Origin of the sequence: Halobaculum gomorrense (genome assembly GCF_900129775.1) — an archaeon.
GTDB classification, from domain to species: domain Archaea; phylum Halobacteriota; class Halobacteria; order Halobacteriales; family Haloferacaceae; genus Halobaculum; species Halobaculum gomorrense.
The window spans coordinates 384,276-400,381 of the sequence record NZ_FQWV01000002.1 but is presented as its reverse complement, the minus strand read 5'-3'; the positions used below and the strand labels follow the sequence as shown (position 1 = coordinate 400,381).

General features: G+C 69.8%; 19 protein-coding genes. 10 read left to right on the top strand and 9 right to left on the bottom strand.

Features of this window, described 5'->3' with window-relative positions; genetic code table 11:
• Positions 1 to 48: 48 nt before the first annotated feature.
• The gene (locus BUE16_RS05555) at positions 49 to 1,011 is read left to right on the top strand and encodes an NADPH:quinone reductase (RefSeq protein WP_073307417.1); all 963 of its coding nucleotides are present in this window, start codon (positions 49 to 51) and stop codon (positions 1,009 to 1,011) included.
• Positions 1,012 to 1,095: 84 nt separating this feature from the next.
• On the opposite strand, the gene BUE16_RS16895 is transcribed toward BUE16_RS05555, so the two are convergent.
• Together BUE16_RS16895 and BUE16_RS05550 are read right to left on the bottom strand one after the other, a co-directional pair.
• Positions 1,096 to 1,242, bottom strand: coding sequence for a DUF7563 family protein (locus tag BUE16_RS16895; RefSeq protein ID WP_200778379.1), 147 nt, complete (start codon positions 1,240 to 1,242; stop codon positions 1,096 to 1,098).
• A gap of 96 nt (positions 1,243 to 1,338) precedes the next feature.
• Positions 1,339 to 2,253 (bottom strand): HhH-GPD family protein, encoded by a 915-nt coding sequence (locus BUE16_RS05550; RefSeq protein WP_073307416.1) that lies wholly within the window; start codon positions 2,251 to 2,253, stop codon positions 1,339 to 1,341.
• Positions 2,254 to 2,372: 119 nt separating this feature from the next.
• On the opposite strand from BUE16_RS05550, the gene BUE16_RS05545 reads away from it, so the two are divergent.
• Both BUE16_RS05545 and BUE16_RS05540 read left to right on the top strand, forming a co-directional pair.
• Positions 2,373 to 2,714 carry a hypothetical protein gene (locus BUE16_RS05545; protein ID WP_073307415.1) on the top strand — a complete coding sequence of 114 codons (342 nt, stop codon included), beginning with the start codon at positions 2,373 to 2,375 and terminating at the stop codon, positions 2,712 to 2,714.
• Positions 2,715 to 2,791: 77 nt separating this feature from the next.
• Complete coding sequence (locus tag BUE16_RS05540) at positions 2,792 to 3,295, top strand: hypothetical protein (protein ID WP_073307414.1); 504 nt, start codon at positions 2,792 to 2,794, stop codon at positions 3,293 to 3,295.
• 12 nt (positions 3,296 to 3,307) lie between these two features.
• On the opposite strand, the gene BUE16_RS05535 is transcribed toward BUE16_RS05540, so the two are convergent.
• Entirely contained in the window at positions 3,308 to 4,657 is a 1,350-nt protein-coding gene (locus tag BUE16_RS05535) for a class-III pyridoxal-phosphate-dependent aminotransferase (RefSeq protein ID WP_073307413.1), read from the bottom strand.
• Between the two features lie 153 nt (positions 4,658 to 4,810).
• Complete coding sequence (locus BUE16_RS05530) at positions 4,811 to 6,094, bottom strand: MgtC/SapB family protein (RefSeq protein ID WP_073307412.1); 1,284 nt, start codon at positions 6,092 to 6,094, stop codon at positions 4,811 to 4,813.
• A 103-nt stretch (positions 6,095 to 6,197) separates the two neighbouring features.
• Here BUE16_RS05530 and BUE16_RS05525 point away from each other — a divergent pair, with 103 nt between their 5' ends.
• Positions 6,198 to 7,448, top strand: a complete 1,251-nt coding sequence (locus tag BUE16_RS05525; RefSeq protein ID WP_073307411.1) for an AI-2E family transporter — start codon at positions 6,198 to 6,200, stop codon at positions 7,446 to 7,448.
• Positions 7,449 to 7,519: 71 nt separating this feature from the next.
• Here BUE16_RS05525 and BUE16_RS05520 read toward each other — a convergent pair whose 3' ends face one another.
• Positions 7,520 to 7,792 carry a PadR family transcriptional regulator gene (locus BUE16_RS05520; RefSeq protein ID WP_073307410.1) on the bottom strand — a complete coding sequence of 91 codons (273 nt, stop codon included), beginning with the start codon at positions 7,790 to 7,792 and terminating at the stop codon, positions 7,520 to 7,522.
• A 262-nt stretch (positions 7,793 to 8,054) separates the two neighbouring features.
• Between BUE16_RS05520 and BUE16_RS05515 the strand changes: the two genes are divergently transcribed.
• Positions 8,055 to 8,336 carry an amphi-Trp domain-containing protein gene (locus BUE16_RS05515; RefSeq protein ID WP_073307409.1) on the top strand — a complete coding sequence of 94 codons (282 nt, stop codon included), beginning with the start codon at positions 8,055 to 8,057 and terminating at the stop codon, positions 8,334 to 8,336.
• A 194-nt stretch (positions 8,337 to 8,530) separates the two neighbouring features.
• Here BUE16_RS05515 and BUE16_RS16890 read toward each other — a convergent pair whose 3' ends face one another.
• Together BUE16_RS16890 and coxB are read right to left on the bottom strand one after the other, a co-directional pair.
• The gene (locus tag BUE16_RS16890; protein ID WP_200778378.1) at positions 8,531 to 8,677 is read right to left on the bottom strand and encodes a hypothetical protein; all 147 of its coding nucleotides are present in this window, start codon (positions 8,675 to 8,677) and stop codon (positions 8,531 to 8,533) included.
• A gap of 124 nt (positions 8,678 to 8,801) precedes the next feature.
• Complete coding sequence (gene coxB / locus BUE16_RS05510) at positions 8,802 to 9,617, bottom strand: cytochrome c oxidase subunit II (protein ID WP_073307408.1); 816 nt, start codon at positions 9,615 to 9,617, stop codon at positions 8,802 to 8,804.
• 146 nt (positions 9,618 to 9,763) lie between these two features.
• Between coxB and BUE16_RS05505 the strand changes: the two genes are divergently transcribed.
• A complete protein-coding gene (locus BUE16_RS05505; RefSeq protein WP_073307407.1) occupies positions 9,764 to 11,197 on the top strand; it encodes a heme o synthase in 1,434 nt (477 codons plus the stop codon).
• Positions 11,198 to 11,228: 31 nt separating this feature from the next.
• Positions 11,229 to 11,909, top strand: a complete 681-nt coding sequence (locus BUE16_RS05500) for a DUF7546 family protein (protein WP_073307406.1) — start codon at positions 11,229 to 11,231, stop codon at positions 11,907 to 11,909.
• Positions 11,910 to 11,978: 69 nt separating this feature from the next.
• Here the strand turns inward: BUE16_RS05500 and BUE16_RS05495 are convergent, their stop codons facing one another.
• Positions 11,979 to 12,650, bottom strand: coding sequence for a class I SAM-dependent methyltransferase (locus BUE16_RS05495; RefSeq protein ID WP_234972331.1), 672 nt, complete (start codon positions 12,648 to 12,650; stop codon positions 11,979 to 11,981).
• Positions 12,651 to 12,802: 152 nt separating this feature from the next.
• Here BUE16_RS05495 and BUE16_RS05490 point away from each other — a divergent pair, with 152 nt between their 5' ends.
• The 3 genes from BUE16_RS05490 to BUE16_RS05480 all read left to right on the top strand — a co-directional run bounded on the left by BUE16_RS05490 (position 12,803) and on the right by BUE16_RS05480 (position 15,087).
• On the top strand, positions 12,803 to 13,138 hold the full coding sequence (locus BUE16_RS05490; protein ID WP_073307405.1) for a hypothetical protein: 336 nt from the start codon (positions 12,803 to 12,805) through the stop codon (positions 13,136 to 13,138).
• 162 nt (positions 13,139 to 13,300) lie between these two features.
• Positions 13,301 to 14,311 carry an ABC transporter ATP-binding protein gene (locus tag BUE16_RS05485; protein ID WP_073307404.1) on the top strand — a complete coding sequence of 337 codons (1,011 nt, stop codon included), beginning with the start codon at positions 13,301 to 13,303 and terminating at the stop codon, positions 14,309 to 14,311.
• A complete protein-coding gene (locus tag BUE16_RS05480) occupies positions 14,308 to 15,087 on the top strand; it encodes an ABC transporter permease (protein ID WP_073307403.1) in 780 nt (259 codons plus the stop codon). The genes BUE16_RS05485 and BUE16_RS05480 overlap by 4 nt, the downstream gene beginning before the upstream one ends.
• A 36-nt stretch (positions 15,088 to 15,123) precedes the next feature.
• Here BUE16_RS05480 and BUE16_RS05475 read toward each other — a convergent pair whose 3' ends face one another.
• A complete protein-coding gene (locus tag BUE16_RS05475; RefSeq protein ID WP_073307402.1) occupies positions 15,124 to 16,005 on the bottom strand; it encodes a winged helix-turn-helix domain-containing protein in 882 nt (293 codons plus the stop codon).
• Between the last annotated feature and the right edge of the window lie 101 nt (positions 16,006 to 16,106).

Genomic DNA, 16,106 nt, shown 5'->3' with positions numbered 1-16,106 from the left:
GCTCCGCTGCCGCCCGGAGTTAAGTCGGCCCGGGTGGACGTATCGCCCATGCGCGCAGTCCGCTTCCACGAACACGGCGACGAATCGGTGCTCCAGGTGGACGAGGTCGACCGGCCGGAGCCGGCCCCCGATGAGGTGATCGTCGAGGTCGCAGCGGCGGGCGTCAACCCCGTCGACACGTACTTCCGCGAGGGCTCCTACGAGCCGTACGGCCTGCCCGCGGTCCCCGGCGTCGACGCCGCCGGCACGGCCGTCGAGGTCGGCGACGCCGTCGAAGGGATCGCCGCGGGCGACAGGGCGTTCGCGACCGGCCTGTCGGGGGCGATGCCCGGCGGCTACGCCGAGTACGTCGCGGTCCCCGACGATCGGATCGCGGTACTGCCCGACGACGCCGACCTCGTCGCCGCCGGCGGCGCGGGCGTCGCCGCCGTCACCGCCTGGCGGGCGCTCGTCCAGCACGCGACCCTGCGTCCCGCCGAGACGGTGCTGATCCACGGCGGTTCCGGCGGCGTCGGCCACGCGGCGGTGAAGGTCGCCGCCGCGACCGGCGCGCACGTGATCGCCACTGCCGCCGAGAGCTACCACGACGAGGTCGCGGCACTGGGCGCCGATGCGGTGCTCGACTACAACCGCGACGACCTCGCGGAGGCGGTCGTCGCCGCCGCCGACGGCGACGGGGTCGACGTGATCCTCGACCACCGGCTCGACGAGTACCTCGGCTTCGACGCCGAGGTCGCCGCACAGGGGTGTCGCGTCGTCGGCATCGGCGAGAACGACCCCCAGATCGGGTTCCCGCAGTCGTCGGCCGCGCGCGGCAAGGACCTGAACCTCCAGCTCATGTCGATGTTCAACACGCCGAGCCTCGCGGACGCGCTCGCGGACATCGGGTCGCTGTGGGGCGAGGACATCACGATCGAAGTCGCCCACAGCTACGACCTCGAGGGCGCCGCGGAGGCCCAGGTCGCAGTGATGGAAGACAGCTTCCTCGGGAAGCTCGTGATCGAACCCTGATCGACGGGGACGTTCGGGGTCTGCAAGCGAGGTGAGAACGAAGAGATCGGCGGCAGAGAGACCAGGCGGCTGATCGGTGCCGACTCAGTTCTTTTTTGCGCGGACCTCCTTCCCACGCCGGACCATGTCCTCGCAGTGGGGGCACGCGCGGGGCCGGGCGATATCCTCCGGCTCGAACACCTTCACGTATCGCTCGGTCACGAACGATTCGCAGTTCTGGCAGATGGGCATACAACCTCGGCGGGGCACCTCGAATAAACGAATTACGGTCGACGGCCTCCGGGTCACTCCGTGCCACGTTCGTCCCGGGACGGGGTGACGGTCGCGCTACCGCCGAAGCCGAACCGCGGTTCCCTCCTCCGTCTCCGTGACCTCGACGAGACCGTCGTCCGCCAGGTCGCCCACGAGTCCACGGAGCCAGTCCTCGCTCCCCTCGCCGTCGCCGTCGGGCGCGTAGTCGACCCGGATGCGCGGGCCGAGTTCGTCGAGGGTCAGCTCGTCGTGATTCCCCAGCGCGCGCACGACCTTCCCGCGGAACTGCCGCCGGCTCCCCTCGAAGCTCGGCTGTTCGGGCACGTCCGGCGCCGTGAAGTCCCCGGTTTCGTATGCGCGACACCAGCGGCGCCACGGACAGCCCGCCTCGTCGCAGCGCGGCGACTGGCCGCAGGCGACCCCGCCCAGTTCCATGATCGCGTTGTTCCAGACGCGCGACTCGCCGTCGGGCATGAGGTCGCTCGCGGCCGCCTCGAACGCGTCGTCGTCGTCGGGGACGCCGAACGCGCGGTGGAGCACCCGCTTCACGTTCGTGTCGACTACCGCGTCGCCGTTGTCGAACGCGAACGACGCGACCGCGTTCGCGGTGTACGGGCCGACGCCCATCAGCTCCTGCAGTTTCTCGGGGTCGGTCGGGAACTCCCCGTCGTACTCGTCGACGACCTGCGTGGCCGCCTCGTGGAGGTACTTCGCGCGGTTGTTGTAGCCGAGGGAATGGCCCGACCAGAACGAGACCACCGCGCCGCGCTCAGTCGCCGCGAGATCCGCCACCGCAGGCCAGCGGTCGAGGAAGTCGGCGTACGCCTCTTCAACCCGCGAGAGCTGCGTCTGCTGGCTCATCACCTCCGAGACGAGGATCCGGTAGGGGTCGTCGGTTCGCCGCCACGGGAACTCGCGGTGATCGGTCTCGTACCACGCGATCAGCGCCTCCCGCACCGCGTCGCGGTCGTCGGGGAGGTGTGCGCTCATTACCGGGTCGGGGGTCGCCGGGCGAAAAGCGCTGACGGTCCCGGGTCGGCGGTCGCGCTCGGCGAGGGAGGCCGAGCCAGAGCGCAACCGGTTTCCGCCGGCCGCGACACCCACCCACCGTGAGCCTCGACGACCTCGACGACGCAATCACCGCGGAGTACGGCGATCTCGACGACGAGATCGCGGTCGATTTCGACCGCGAGACGAAACACGAGCTGTCGCTGCTCGCGGCGGCGCTGGGCACTGACCGCGACGAGCTGATTCGGCGAGGGATCCACGCGCTGTTCCGGCGGACGCTCGACACCGGCGACCTCGACTTCCACCTCCGGCAGGCGTTCGACGTGACGTACGACGAGTACCTGTCTGGGATGACGTACGACGAGATGACCGGGGGCGCCGACGGGACCGGCGGCGCCGGTGGCTACCCCGAGCGCAGCGACGAGCGGCGCTACCAGCAGTAAGCCCGCTCCGTCCCGACTCGGCTCGGCTGCGCGGGAACCGGAGGAAGGACCTTGTCCCGGGGCGCCGAACGGTCGGTATGACACTGGACGTGGATGTCTCCGACCCGCCGAGCCTGCGCGGCCCCCGGAGCAGAGGCGAGTACGACGCGGTCGACGCCGGCGAGGACGAGTCCGGCGACGACTACCGACGCGAGACGATCCAAACGGCCCTCCACGACGGCGCGTGGGGGGATGCCTTCGCGGAGTGGGCGGACAGCACCTACCTGTCTGTCGAAGAGTTCGAGACGGTCGGCCGACTCGGACTGTTCGGGGAGTTCGATTTCTACTGGGACCCCGCCGGCGACGAGGTCGGCTATCGTGCCCCGTCGATCCCCGAGGCGGACCGCGAGGTGTTCCCCGACCGCGGCGCCGACGGCGTTGACGAGGAGCTCGACGACCTCGGCCGGGCCATCTCGGAGATGCTGGAGAGCGACTACCTGCGGCGGGACGAGGAGGACGATGAGTCCGACTTCTTCGCCGAGGAGGAGGAACGCGAGAGCGAGGCGGAGGCGCGCGACGCCGGCGACGACCCGGCGGCGTAGCCCCGCCCCCGACTACGTCGCGTCGCCGACGGCGTCGATCAGGAGGTGCGCGCCCAGTTCGATCTCCCGCTCGGTCACGTCCAGCGGCGGGAGGAACCGGATCACCGTCGAGCCACACGCGAGCGTGAGCAGCCCGCGGTGCAGCGCCGCCTCCAGCACCTCGTCTCGGAGGTCGGCGGACCCGAACTCGACGGCGAGCATCAGTCCCTTCCCGCGCACGTCGGTCACGCCGTCGAGAGCGGCGTCGCGGACGGTCTCTTTGAATTGCGCACCGCGGACGACGGCGTTGTCGAGCAGGTCGTACTCATCGATGGCACGCAGCGTGAAGACGCCCTGCGCCGACGAGACGATGTCGCCAGCGCCCCACGTCGAGGAGAGGCGCGCGCGCTCCTCGGGGAACGTCTCCTCGTTGGCGATGGTCGCGCCGACGCGCATCCCCTTGGCGCCGGTGATCACGTCCGGCTCGATCGGGTAGTGGTCCGAGCCCCACAGCTCGCCGGTGCGGCCCATCCCCGACTGGATCTCGTCGGCGATCAGCGGGATGTCGTGCGTCTCCGCGAGGTCGGCGACCTCCGCCATGAACGACTCCGAGGGGAAGCGATAGCCGCCCTCGCCCTGGATCGGCTCCATGACGATGTAAGAGGTCTCCTCGGGGTCGACGTGGCCCGTCTTCGGGTCGAGCTTCTTCCGCAGCAGCGACGTGTCGCCGTCGTCGACGAAGAAGCCACACGAGCACGTCTCGGGCGAACACCCGCGGTCCTCGCAGAAGGGCACGTCGTGGACGCCGGGCACCTCGGGGAACTGCTTGCGGTACACAGACTTCGAGCGGTTGAGCGAGAGCGCCCCGAGCGTCCGGCCGTGGAACGCGCCGTCGAAGGTGACGCCGTACTTCCCGCCGTCGGAGGCGTCGTAGCAGATCTTGATCGCGTTCTCGACGGCCTCCGCGCCGGAGTTCGAGAGAAAGACGGTGTCGAGCCCGTAGTGGTCGGTGCGGTCGACGAGCTCGTGCATCAGGTCGGCGGGGCCGGGGAGCGCGGACTCGCCCGGGTCCGCGCCGTCAGAGACGTAGAAGTCCTGCCCGGCGATCTTCGTCGGGTCGACCATGTCGAACTCCGCCATCCGGTCCATGATCTTCGGGTTGTTGTAGCCCAGCGGCGCGGCGGCGACGTGCGAGGTGAAATCCAGCAGGACGTTCCCGTCCACGTCGGTGCAAAATGGCCCCTCCGCCTCGGCGGTGATGTCCCACACGAAGTCGTACACGTACGTCGTCGTCGCGGCGACCTCCCGGTGGTACGCGGCCCACTCGCGGGCGCGGTCGCCCGGCATCCCGGCGACCTGCACGTCGGCCGTGTCTCGGTCCATGCCGATGGATCTGGACGCCGAAATATAAAATAGTGGCCTGGATTGACGAGAGATTCAACGGTTTCGAAATTCATTGTAATAGACTTCAATAACTGGCCAGTATTGTCGGAACGAATCGGGCCGGCCGGGGCAAACCGCGTCGACCACGCCGGATCACGCAATCGTCGTCGCGAGCGCGACCGCGGCTGCGCCGGCGACGAGCGCGAGGCTGTAGACGGCGACGCGTCGCACGAACGCCCGCGGGCCGGCGAACGCCAGTGCCGCCTTCACCCCGACGCTGGAGACGGTGGCGAGCAGGACAGCGACCGTCGCCGCGCCGGCGCCGACGGTGCCGCTGCGGTACAGCAACACCGCCGAGGTGGTCGCGCCGGCCGAGGAGACCAGTCCCGAGACGACCGCCGACGCGTACAGCCCGGCGGTGCCGAAGCGGGCCTGTGCGAGGCTGCTGGCCGCGAGGATGACGAGGAACGCCGCGCCGAACGCTAAGGCGTTGCGCAGCGAGAACGGCGACTCGATGTCGAGGTCGACCCGAGCGCGCCAGTCGGCGGTCGCCGCCGCCACGGCGACAGCGCCCAGCGCGAGCGCGCCCAACGGCGCGGCGACCCCGAGGAGCACGGGGGAATCGCCCCCGACAGTGAACGCGACGGCGATGGCGAGGTTGCGCAGCGCCATCGCCGCGTCCGCCAACAGCACGCCGGCGACGGCGTACGACACCGACTCCGTCCGGTCGGTCGCGTGGTCGAGCATCGTGCCCACGACGGCCGTCGAGGAGGCAAGCCCGCCCAGAAAGCCCGTCACGGCGATTCCGCGGCCGCCGTAGGTCCGCACGAGCGCGTAGTTCGCGATGCCGATCCCGGCGACGGTGACGACCATGAGCCACGCGACCCGCGGCTCCAGCGAGACCCCGAACACCACCCGCTCGCCCGCCGGCAACACCGGGTAGACGACGAACGCGAGGATCGCGAACTCGGTCATCGAGCGCAGCTCCGCACGCGAGAGGTCGCCCGCGAACGAGTGCAGCTCCCGCTTCAACACCAGTAGTGCCGCCGAGACCACCGCGACGGTCACGCCCTCGACGACAGCGCCGACGGCGACGAGCGCGCCGACGCCGTACGCCGCCAACAGCGAGACGGACGTGGTGAGCGACAGCGAGCCGTCCGCGCCCGTCCGGAGTCCGCGAACCGCCAACAGGACGCCCTGCACGATGACGAGCACGCCGCCGACTGCCAGCAGCGCGCCGCCGACGGCCGTCTCCGTCGCCAGATGCGTGAACACCGCGCCGACGAGACTGGTCAGCGAGAACGTCCGGATACCGGCCGACTTCTCGGACCACTCGCGCTCCAGCCCGAGAAACAGCCCGAGCGCCGCCGCCAACGCCAGCCGCGCGACGGGCAGCGCCAGCGGATCGCCGACGATACCCGCACCCGACGTATCCATGACACAATACTACTCTATAGTAGTATATACTTTTTCGGGCGGCGTGGGCGCGATCGGTCGGTCGCCGCGACACGCTTTTGGCGGCGCACGGAGGGCACTGCGTATGACGCTTTCGGACGTCGACTGGTCGCGGACGGCGTGGTGGGGGGTGGGCGCGCTGCTAACGGCGGCGCTGACGTTCGTGGTCTACTCGTTCGTCGGGACGTTCGTGTTCGGAGTGTTCATCTACTACGCGACGCGACCGATCTACAACCGGATCCGCAGGCGGATCCCGCAGACGAGCGTCGCCGCCGCGGTAGCGATCTTCGCGATGACGCTCCCGGCGCTGTTGCTCGTCGGCTACGCCCTGCTCATCGTCGCCAACCAGGTCCAGGAGCTGAACATCGCCGCCAACGGGTACCTCGCGCAGCTCCCGTTCACAGAGAGCACGCTCGACGCGCTGACCGACCCGTCGCAGATCGCCGCCCTCGACTGGCAGCGGTACATCACTATCGAGACGGTCAGCGGGACGGTGAACTCACTCACGCAGGCCGCTGGCACCCTCGCGTTTATCGGTACCGGGGCGATCCATCTGTTCGTCATGCTCGCGGTCGCGTTCTACCTGCTCCGCGACGGGGCGCGCCTCGGCCGCTATCTGGTTCGGTTCACCGACCAGGCCGGGATCGTCGACGCGTACGGTCTCGCGGTCGACCGCGACCTGAAGTCGGTCTTCTTCGGGAATATCCTCAACGCGATCGTCACGGGGACGATCGCCGTGATCGTCTACTCGGTGCTCAACGTGTTCGCGCCCGTCGGCGGGTCCATCCCGGCGGCCGCGCTCGTCGGGCTGCTTGCCGGCGTCGCGAGCCTGGTCCCGATCGTCGGGATGAAGCTGGTGTACGTCCCGGTCGCCGTGTTCATGGCGGCGCGGGCGGTCGCGAACGGCGTCACCGGCGGGCTTGCGTTCGTGCTCGTGTTCGCGCTCGCGTCGCTGGTCGTCGTCGACACGATCCCGGACCTCGTGTTGCGACCGTACGTCTCCGGCCGGTCGCTGCACGTTGGCGCCGTGATGCTGGCGTACACGCTCGGACCGCTGCTGTTCGGCTGGTACGGGATCTTCCTCATGCCGATCCTGCTCGTGCTAGTCGTGCACTTCGTTCGAATCGTCCTCCCGGAACTGCTCGCCGGCGAACCGCTCCGACCGTACGCCGTCGACCCGACGCATCTCACGGCCGCGGGTCCCCCAGAAGAGTCGGGATCAGACGCCGTCGCCGCCGCGAAGGCGAACGCCGATACCCGGGGCAACGTCGATTCCGGGCCCGACTCAGAGGGCGATTCCACTCACGGAGAGCGGGAAGCAACCGAGGAGGAGTGAGTCGCGCCCGGGGGAGGGAGAACAGCGGCAATAGAGAGCTGAAGCGGGAAGCGATCGGTGCCCCGTCGGCGCTAGTCGACGTACCGCTGCTCCCACTCGCGACGGGCTTCGATCTCTCGTCGCCCGCGGCGCGTGAGCGTGTAGAAGTTCGTCCGCCGGTCGCGCTGGCCTTTCTCGACGAGCCCCTTCTCGACCAGCGTGTCGAGGTTCGGGTACAGCCGACCGTGATGGATCTCCTTTTCGTAGTAGTCCTCGAGCTCCGCTTTGATCGCGAGCCCGTGGGGCTCGTCCTGGCCAGCGATCACGTACAGCAGGTCGCGCTGGAACCCTGTCAGGTCGTACATTGGTACTGTCTCCTAGCTTGTTACTATCGGTCCGAGATAAATGTGCCGCTCGTTGATCGGGTCGTTCGGGCTCGAACCGGCGGTTCACGCACGCTACGCCGAGTCGCAATCACCTCAGAAATAATATATTTTCGTCGTCGTATCACGAGATCCGAGATCGCTCGACGGGATGTACTCGACTCCACGCCCCACCCACATGGATGATGGATCCGTCGGCGGCATCGCCGACTGGTTTTTGCTACCGTACGCCGTAGCAACACACATGCCTGAAGAAGTGCTGTTCAAATCGGAGCGTCGGCAGGACCGCAGCGAGATCGCCGCGCACCTCCGCGAACTCGCCGAGAAACTCGAATCGGACGGCTCGTTCACGCTGTCGGGAACCGGGGACTCCATTACGATGCGCGTGCCCGCGTCGGCGACGTTCGAGGTGAAAGCCGAACGCGAGACCGGGAGCGGACCGGACGAGTTGAGCGTCGAGTTCGAGATCGAGTGGAACGACGGGGACGGAAACGAGAGCGAAAAAACGGGGTTCAGCATCGAATAGTTGGCGTGGGCCGTGGCTCACGGACCGGCGGTGTGGGACCCGAGAACGAACGGGGGCGCGCCGCGGAAACACCCGCGGCGCGCCGCCCGGATCGGTCCCCGCTGACGCTTCGGCCCTCCAGACGAAGCGTCACATACCGATAGCCGCGGAATCGATATTAAGCTACCGGGGCCGGCGATCGGTCCGGCGACCGCTCAGATGTGCTCTTCCTCCAGCACCCACCCGAGGGCGCGCTTGTAGTGGGTGAACAGCTCTCGGACGCCCTGATGGCGCATCTCCTCGGAGTCCAACTGTTCGGCGAGGTACTCGTACTGCTCTCGGATCTCCGCCTCGTCGCGCATACGGACGCTACGGGGACCGTCGACTTGAACGCGGGGGCGACGCCGTCGGACCGGCGGTCGCCCCCGCGGAGCGGTGACCGCCACCGAACTGATCGGAGCTACCGTCCGCTACCGTCCGGTCGCACTACGCGCCGAGCCTGGTCGGCGCTGCTAGCGACGCGCTGCTTGAGCCGCTGGAGTCGCTGGAACCGGTCTGGCTGTCGACGAACTCGTCGTAGGTACCCTGGTCGACGACGATGACGGTGAAGTACATCTTGGAGTGAGCGACACCGCAGTACTCCGTACAGTACCCCTGGTAAACGCCCGTTTCCTTGGCGACTGTTTTGATCGTGTTCGTCTGCCCCGGGATGGCGTCCTGTTTCAGCCCGAGTGCGGGGACACTGAAGCCGTGGATCACGTCCTCAGAGGCAGTCGTGAAGTAGAGATCCTGGCCCTGTGGAACCACGATCACCGGGCCTTCGACCCCCTCCGCCTGCGGAACGACCGCAGTGTCGATGTCGTCTGCGGTCAGTTCGGTAATGTTCGCCGTCTGGTAGTTCATCCGCCAGTTCCACTGGTAGGCGACAGTCTTGACGTGCACGTCGCCCTCCGAAGGTTCGATCTCTTCGGCGCCCGTGTACGTCACGTCGGGGTTCGCCAGCACGCCGTAGGAGGCGACGCCGACGAACAAGAGGATGATCGCCGTCGCGACCGTCCAGGTGACTTCCAGGCGCCGGTTCTCACGCGTCGGCGCCGGCTCATCGTTGTTTCTGAACTTCAACACCGCGTAGATGAGCATGATCTCGACGAACAGCGTGACCGGGACCGCGACGTACAGTAACTTTCCGTTCAGGCTGTTGATCAGCCCCGCCGTCGTGGACGGCTGTGCCGCGACCGGCGTCGCGAACAGCGCCAGGCCAACAAGCCCGACTAGCAGGCTCCCCAATCGCGTACGCGTCATTACCCGCGCTTGGCCCAGGCCACGTAAATACCTACTGTTGTCGCTCGAACCACCGGATAGCGAGGCCTTCTCTCACGAGATCGATCCGGGGAGAGAACGCGGAAAACGCGGGGTTGATATGCGCCCGGCGGCAAGCATCGCCAGTGATGTCGAAGCGGTTCCCGCCGCTACTCGCGGCCAGCGCGATGGGGGTGTACCTGCTGTTGGTGGTGGGTGCGACCACGGCCGTCACCGACGCCGCTGCGGCGTGCGCGTCGTGGCCGGCCTGCGGGAACGGATTCGAGCTGCCGACGGCGGGCGCCGGCTGGGTCGCGATCGGCCATCGCGCCGTCGCGGCCGTCGTCGGCGTGCTCGTACTCGTGACGGGCGTCGCCGCCTGGCGCGCTCGACCGAGCCGCCGGGTCGCGGCCGCGCTCGTCGCCTCGTTTCTCCTGTATCCGGTCCAGTCGCTGCTCGGCGCGTACGTCGCGATCGGCGGCCGGGAGACGCTCGCGACGGTCGCCGGCACCGCGGTGACGCTGTCGGCGGTCCATCTCGCCGGCGGGCTCCTCGTGTTCTTCGGGCTGCTCGCCGCGCTCGCCTGGGAGCTCGAGGACCGAACCGGCGACCCAGACGACGACCCCGCGGTCGGCCCCGGCGGACCCGAGTCCGCCGAGGAGCCGCTGGACCCCGGTCCGCGCCCGGAGATTCCGTCCTGGCGCGCGAACCCGCCCCGCCGCGCGCGGCTCACGGCCGCGGCGTACTTCCGACTGATGAAGCCGCGGCTGATGTGGCTGCTGTGTCTCGTCGCCAGCGCGGCGATGGCGCTCGCCGGCGGGACGGGACTGTCCGTTCCGGTCGTCGCTGCGACGCTCGCGGGCGGCGCGCTCTCGATCGGCGCATCCGGGACATTCAACCACGTGCTCGAACGCGACATCGACCGCCGGATGCAGCGCACGAGCGACCGTCCGCTCGCGGTCGATCTGGTGTCGGTGCGCAACGCCGTCGCGTTCGGCCTGCTGCTCACTGCCGCCTCGGTCGGCCTGTTCGCGTGGGTGAACCTCCTCGCGGCGGTGCTGGGCTTCGTCGCGATCGTGTTCTACTCGGTGGTGTACACACTCGTGTTGAAACCGAACACCGTCCAGAACACCGTCATCGGCGGCGCCGCCGGCGCGCTCCCCGCGCTCATCGGCTGGGCCGCCGTGACCGGCGAGGTCGGCCTCGGCGGGCTGGCGCTGGCGGCGCTCATCTTCCTGTGGACGCCGGCGCACTTCTACAACCTCGCGCTGGCGTACAAAGACGACTACGAGCGCGGCGGTTTCCCGATGATGCCGGTCGTGCGCGGCGAGACGGCCACCCGGCGCCACATCGTCTGGTACTTCGGGGCGACCCTGGCCGTCGCCGCCGCGATGGTCGGCCTCGGCCGCCTCGACTGGCTGTACGCGCTCGCCGGCGTCACCGGCGGCGCCGTGTTCCTATGGACGATCGTCCGTCTCCACTACGAGCGCGACGAGGCGGCGGCCTTCCGGGCGTTCCACGCGTCGAACGCCTACCTCGGCGTCGTGCTGCTGGCCGTCGTCGTCGACGCGCTCGCGCTGTGATCGTTCTCAGGCCGGAACTTCCACCCAACCAATGAGCACGCGCACGTTCTCCGTCGGCGGCGTCGACCTCCCGATCACTCGTCGCGACCTGCTGGTCGGAGCGCTCACGATCAACGTCGAACTCGCGGCGGTCGTCGCGTACTTCGCGCTCACCGGCGTCACGCTCACCTCGCCGCTGTTCACACTGTACGGACTGATCTGGGTGAACGTCGCGATCACCGTCTTCGCGCGCTACCGACCGCCGAGGCTCGGGGGCGACCGCGAGCGTCGCCGCGCGCTCGCGGTCGCCGTCGGCTACGCGCTGTTGCTTGCGGTCTTCGGCGGCGTTGTGGGCGTGGCGCCGCCGCGAACGACGCCCGGCGTCGAGCTCGCGCTGCTTCCGCCGGGGTGGGGACCGGCGCTCATCGTCAACGTCGGCGTCGCCGCGGCCGTGCTCATGCCCGCGAAGGTGCTCGGCTACGCCGCGCTAGCGTACCTGCTGTACGGCGCGGTCGTCGACGCGGCGGGCGCGGGCGTCGCGGGGATCGTCGGCTTGTTCTCGTGTCTGTCGTGCTCGCTGCCGATCTTGGCGGGCGCGGCGGCGTCGATCGTCGGCGGCGGCGCGTTCGTCGCCGCCGCGGTTTCCGGGGTCGGCTACGGTCCCTCGACGCTCGTGTTCGTCGCGACCGTCGGGCTGCTGTGGTGGCGGCCGGGCGTCGATCTGCTCAGCTAGCTCCGCCGGACTCCCCGGCGGCGAGCGACCCGACGCGTGCGAGGGAGCGTCGGGGGATCGCCGGCCGGCTCACGTCGATTCCAGGCGCGCGAACAGGTGCATCCACGACCCCCCGTCGGCGTCGTCAGAGACGGTGTCCCCGAGCGTGCGCTCGGCCGTCACCTCGAAGCCGGCCGCGCGGAGCCGTTCGCGTGTCTCGTCGATCCCGGGGAACGACCACGCCATCAGCTCGCCGGAGTCGAGCCAGTCGGGGTTGGCGCCGGCCCAGCCGTCCTCGTCGGTCGCGGCCGTGACGTAGAGGCGACCCCCGGGACGGAGGACGCGGGCGAACTCCCGATACACGACGGGGTGCTCGGCCAGCGGGACGTGAATGACCGAATGGAGGGCGGTGACCGCGTCGACGACGCCGTCGGCCAGCGGGAGCCGGGTGAGGTCGCCGCGGACGAGCGCCGCGCCGGTTCGCTCGGCCGCGATGTCGAGTTGCCCCGCCGAGAGGTCGATCCCGACCGCGTCCACGCCGGCGGCGGCGCGGGTCAACACCGGCGTCTCCTGTCCGCAGCCGGCGTCGAGCAGCCTCGCACCGGGCTCGGGGTCCGAGAGGAACGACTCGACGAGCGGTGCCTCTGGCGGGGTCGACGCGTCCCGCTCGCGCCGGTAGTCGTCGGCCATCGCGTCGTACCCCTCGCGGACGGCGACGCGCTGAGCGTGCGGATCAACGGCGTCTGCGGGCTCATCGCTCACAGCTGGGTCGACGATTTTCTGACCGACGCTAAAAGCGGTTCCCCCGGAGTGTGAACCGCTGACGGTCCCGGTACGGCATCAGCGGCGGTTCCGGCCGCGTCGGAGCGGTCCCAACGCTTTAGTTCTCGGAACTGGCACCTCAAGCAACTCGTATGCGACTCGTCGCCTCCGGTCGCTCGGCGGGGATCGCGGGCGCCGCCACGGCCGTCTCCGCGCCGTTATCGCTGCCGGTGCACCGGACGGCGACCGAGTGGGCCGCCGCCCTCGGCGTCGCCGAGAACCCGGTCGGGGCGCTCCTCGTCGCCTTCGCTGTCGTCCGACTCCTCGCCGGGACCGGCGTCTGTCTGCACGGCGTCTGCGCGGGCACCGGCCCGGGCGTCGCGCCCGGCGTCACCGCCGGTCGAACCCGGAGCGGCGCCGACGCGAGGGGCGCCCGGCGGGGCGATGGCGCCCCCGCGACGACGTACGCGCCGCTCCCCTCGCGGTGAACCGGTCGGCGGTGCCGGCGGTGCCCGCGTGCGACGCCGCCCGTGCGCGGAGCCGTTCGGGATCGGTCCCCGGACCCACTGATCCTCGGACCGACCGCCAGAGCGACCGATCGCGACGCCGCCTTCGGCACCCTTACTTCGGCGACGCCCCGACCGAGCGGTATGAACGACGCGACGGTCGTCCGCGCGGTCGACGCCCGCAAGTCGTACGACGGGGCGGTCGCGCTCGACGGCGTCTCGCTGGACGTACGGGAGGGAGAGGTGTTCGGCCTCATCGGGCCGAACGGCGCCGGGAAGACGACGCTCGTGCGCGCGCTCACGGGCACCGTCGACGCCGAGGGCACCCTCGAACTGATCGGCGAGCCCGCGGGCGACTCCGACCGGTCGAGAGTCGGCCTGCTCCCGCAGGAGTTCGGCCCGCCGGCGCGGCTCACCGCGCGCGAACTCGTCGCCTACTACGGCGGTCTGTACGACGAGTCGCGACCCGTCGACGACGTGCTCGCGGACGTCGGGCTGGCGGCCGACGCCGACGCAGACACTTGGTACGAGAACCTCTCGGGCGGCCAGAAACGCCGCGCGTGCGTCGCCACCGCGCTCGTGAACGACCCCGACGTGCTGTTCCTCGACGAGCCGACCACCGGCATCGACCCGGCCGGCCGGCGCGCGCTGTGGGACCTGCTCGACGCGCTAGCTGACAGCGGCGTGACCGTCTTCCTGACGAGCCACTCGATGGAGGAGGTGGAGCGGCTCGCGGACCGCGTCGGCCTGCTGCGCGGGGGGGAGCTGGTCGCCGTCGGCACGCCCGCGGAGCTCGTCGCCGATCACGGCGGCCCCGCGCGACTCGTCGTCTCCGGTCCCGAGATCGAAGCCGGCGCCGAGCCGCTTCGCGCGGCCGGATTCGGGGTCGAGGTCGGCGCCGACGAACTCGTCGTCGGCGACGTGTCCCCCGCGGAACTCGGCGACGCCGTGGCCGCGCTCGCCGATGCCGGCGTCGGCTACGAGTCGCTCACGTGGACCGAGCCGACGCTGGAGGACGTGTACCTCCGGCTCACCGGTGAGGAGTTCGAAGGCGCGGCCACGCCGGGAGCCAGCGCGGTCGGCGGTGACGGGGACAGGACCGGAATCGAGCGCGGAGACGCGACCACCGCCGCGACCGCGGAGGCGGAGCGGTGAGTCGCGTCGGGCGGATTCGCGCGGAGACCGCCGCGGCGACGCGGTCGTTCCTCCGCCGCCGGACGGCGGTGATCTTCACGTTCTTTTTTCCGCTGCTGTTGGTGCTCATCTTCGGCGTGCTCGTGCGGACGCAGCCGGGCGGCGGCGGGCTGTTCGCCCAGCCCGACGCGTACTACCTCCCGGGGTACCTCGCGACCGTGGTGCTGTTCACGCCGCTGTCGCGGGTCGGCTCGGAGATCGCCCGCCACCGCGACGGCCACCGGTTCGAGAAGCTGGCGACGACCCCGCTGACGCGCGGCGAGTGGCTGCTGGCGCACACGCTCGTCAACGTCGGCGTCATCGGCGTCGCCTCGCTGCTCGTGTTCGCGCTCGTGACGCTCGTCACCGGCGCGCGGATCCCGGTGTCGGTGGATCTGCTCTTGCTGGTCCCGCTCGTCGCCCTCGCGGTCGTGCTGTTCTGCGGGGTCGGCGCCGTGCTCGGTCGGGTGTCGGACTCGCAGGACGGCGTCATCGCCGCGTCGAACTCGGTGGCGCTGCCCCTGCTGTTCCTCTCGGACACGTTCGTCTCGCCCGACCTCCTCCCCGAGTGGTTCCTCCCGGTCGTGAACCTCTCGCCGCTCACGTACTTCTCGCGGGGCGTCCGCGCGCTCACCTTCGCGGCGCCCGAGGGCGACGGGCTCGCGGGACTTGGCGCGGCCGCGAACCTCGCGATCCTCGCGGCGCTGGCGGTCGTCGCGTTCGGCGTCGGCGCGGTCGCGGTGCCGCGCGGGGAGTAGGACGGTCGGAAGCGGACCCCGAAGCGTCGATCCCGGTCACACGGATTCGATCGTTCTCGCCTCGATGAGCCGCACGTCGCCGTCGACCACGACCGAGAGGTGATCGCCGTCGTGCGCGAAGTGGCCGCGGACCCGAACCGGGTCGACATCGACCGCGTCAACGATCCAGTCGATGTGGTCGGTCCACAGGTACTCCGACCAGATGTCGACCCCGCGGGCAGCGAAAAACGCCTGCACCGGCTCCTCGAGGCGCAACACCGCCGCGAGGTTCGCGTAGAAGAACCACGAACACGACTCGCAGGCGCCGTGGACGAGCGCGTCGTCGTCGATCATCCCTGTCTCCTCCCAGTGGTCGGCCTCGAACCGGAGTTCGGTCGCAGCGGTCCCGCCGCAGTACGGGCAGATTCCCCAGATCATGGAGCCGTAGTCGCGAAGGCACTGCGCGTGCATCGCGTCAAGCAGCGACTCGACGTCCTCGGGGTCGACGTGCCTCGCGTCGACCGGGTAGCGGAACTCGGTCTCGCCGCAGTCGCCACAGCCGACGTGTCCACGACCGTTCTCGTACCACGCCCGGCGCTGACCGCCGCAGGTCGGGCACTCGCCCGGAATGTCGAACGGCTCGATGACGACATCACCCTCCGCCTGATGCCCGACGACGGCCTGATACGCCCGAATTCCCGAGAGCGTCAGGCTGTATCCCGGCTCGGTCTCTTCGACGAACTCCCCGATCAGCTGCTTGAGGTGGTAAGTGAACTTCCCGCTGTCCTCGACGCCCGTCGCCTCGCGGAGGTCGGAGAACGCGAGCGACGCGTACCCGTCCTCGCCGCTCGCGTCGCCCAGCGCCGTGATGATGCGCAGCCTGATCTCGTTGGCTAGCAGTTCGAACGTCCGACGCGACGGGTGTTCGTCCGGGTCCACACCCCGAGGAACCACCTGGCGAATAAATGAATTATCACACAGGTAGAACATGCCCCGACGCTCCGGTGAGTCCCGAGACGTCGTTCACCCGCTCGGCTGGC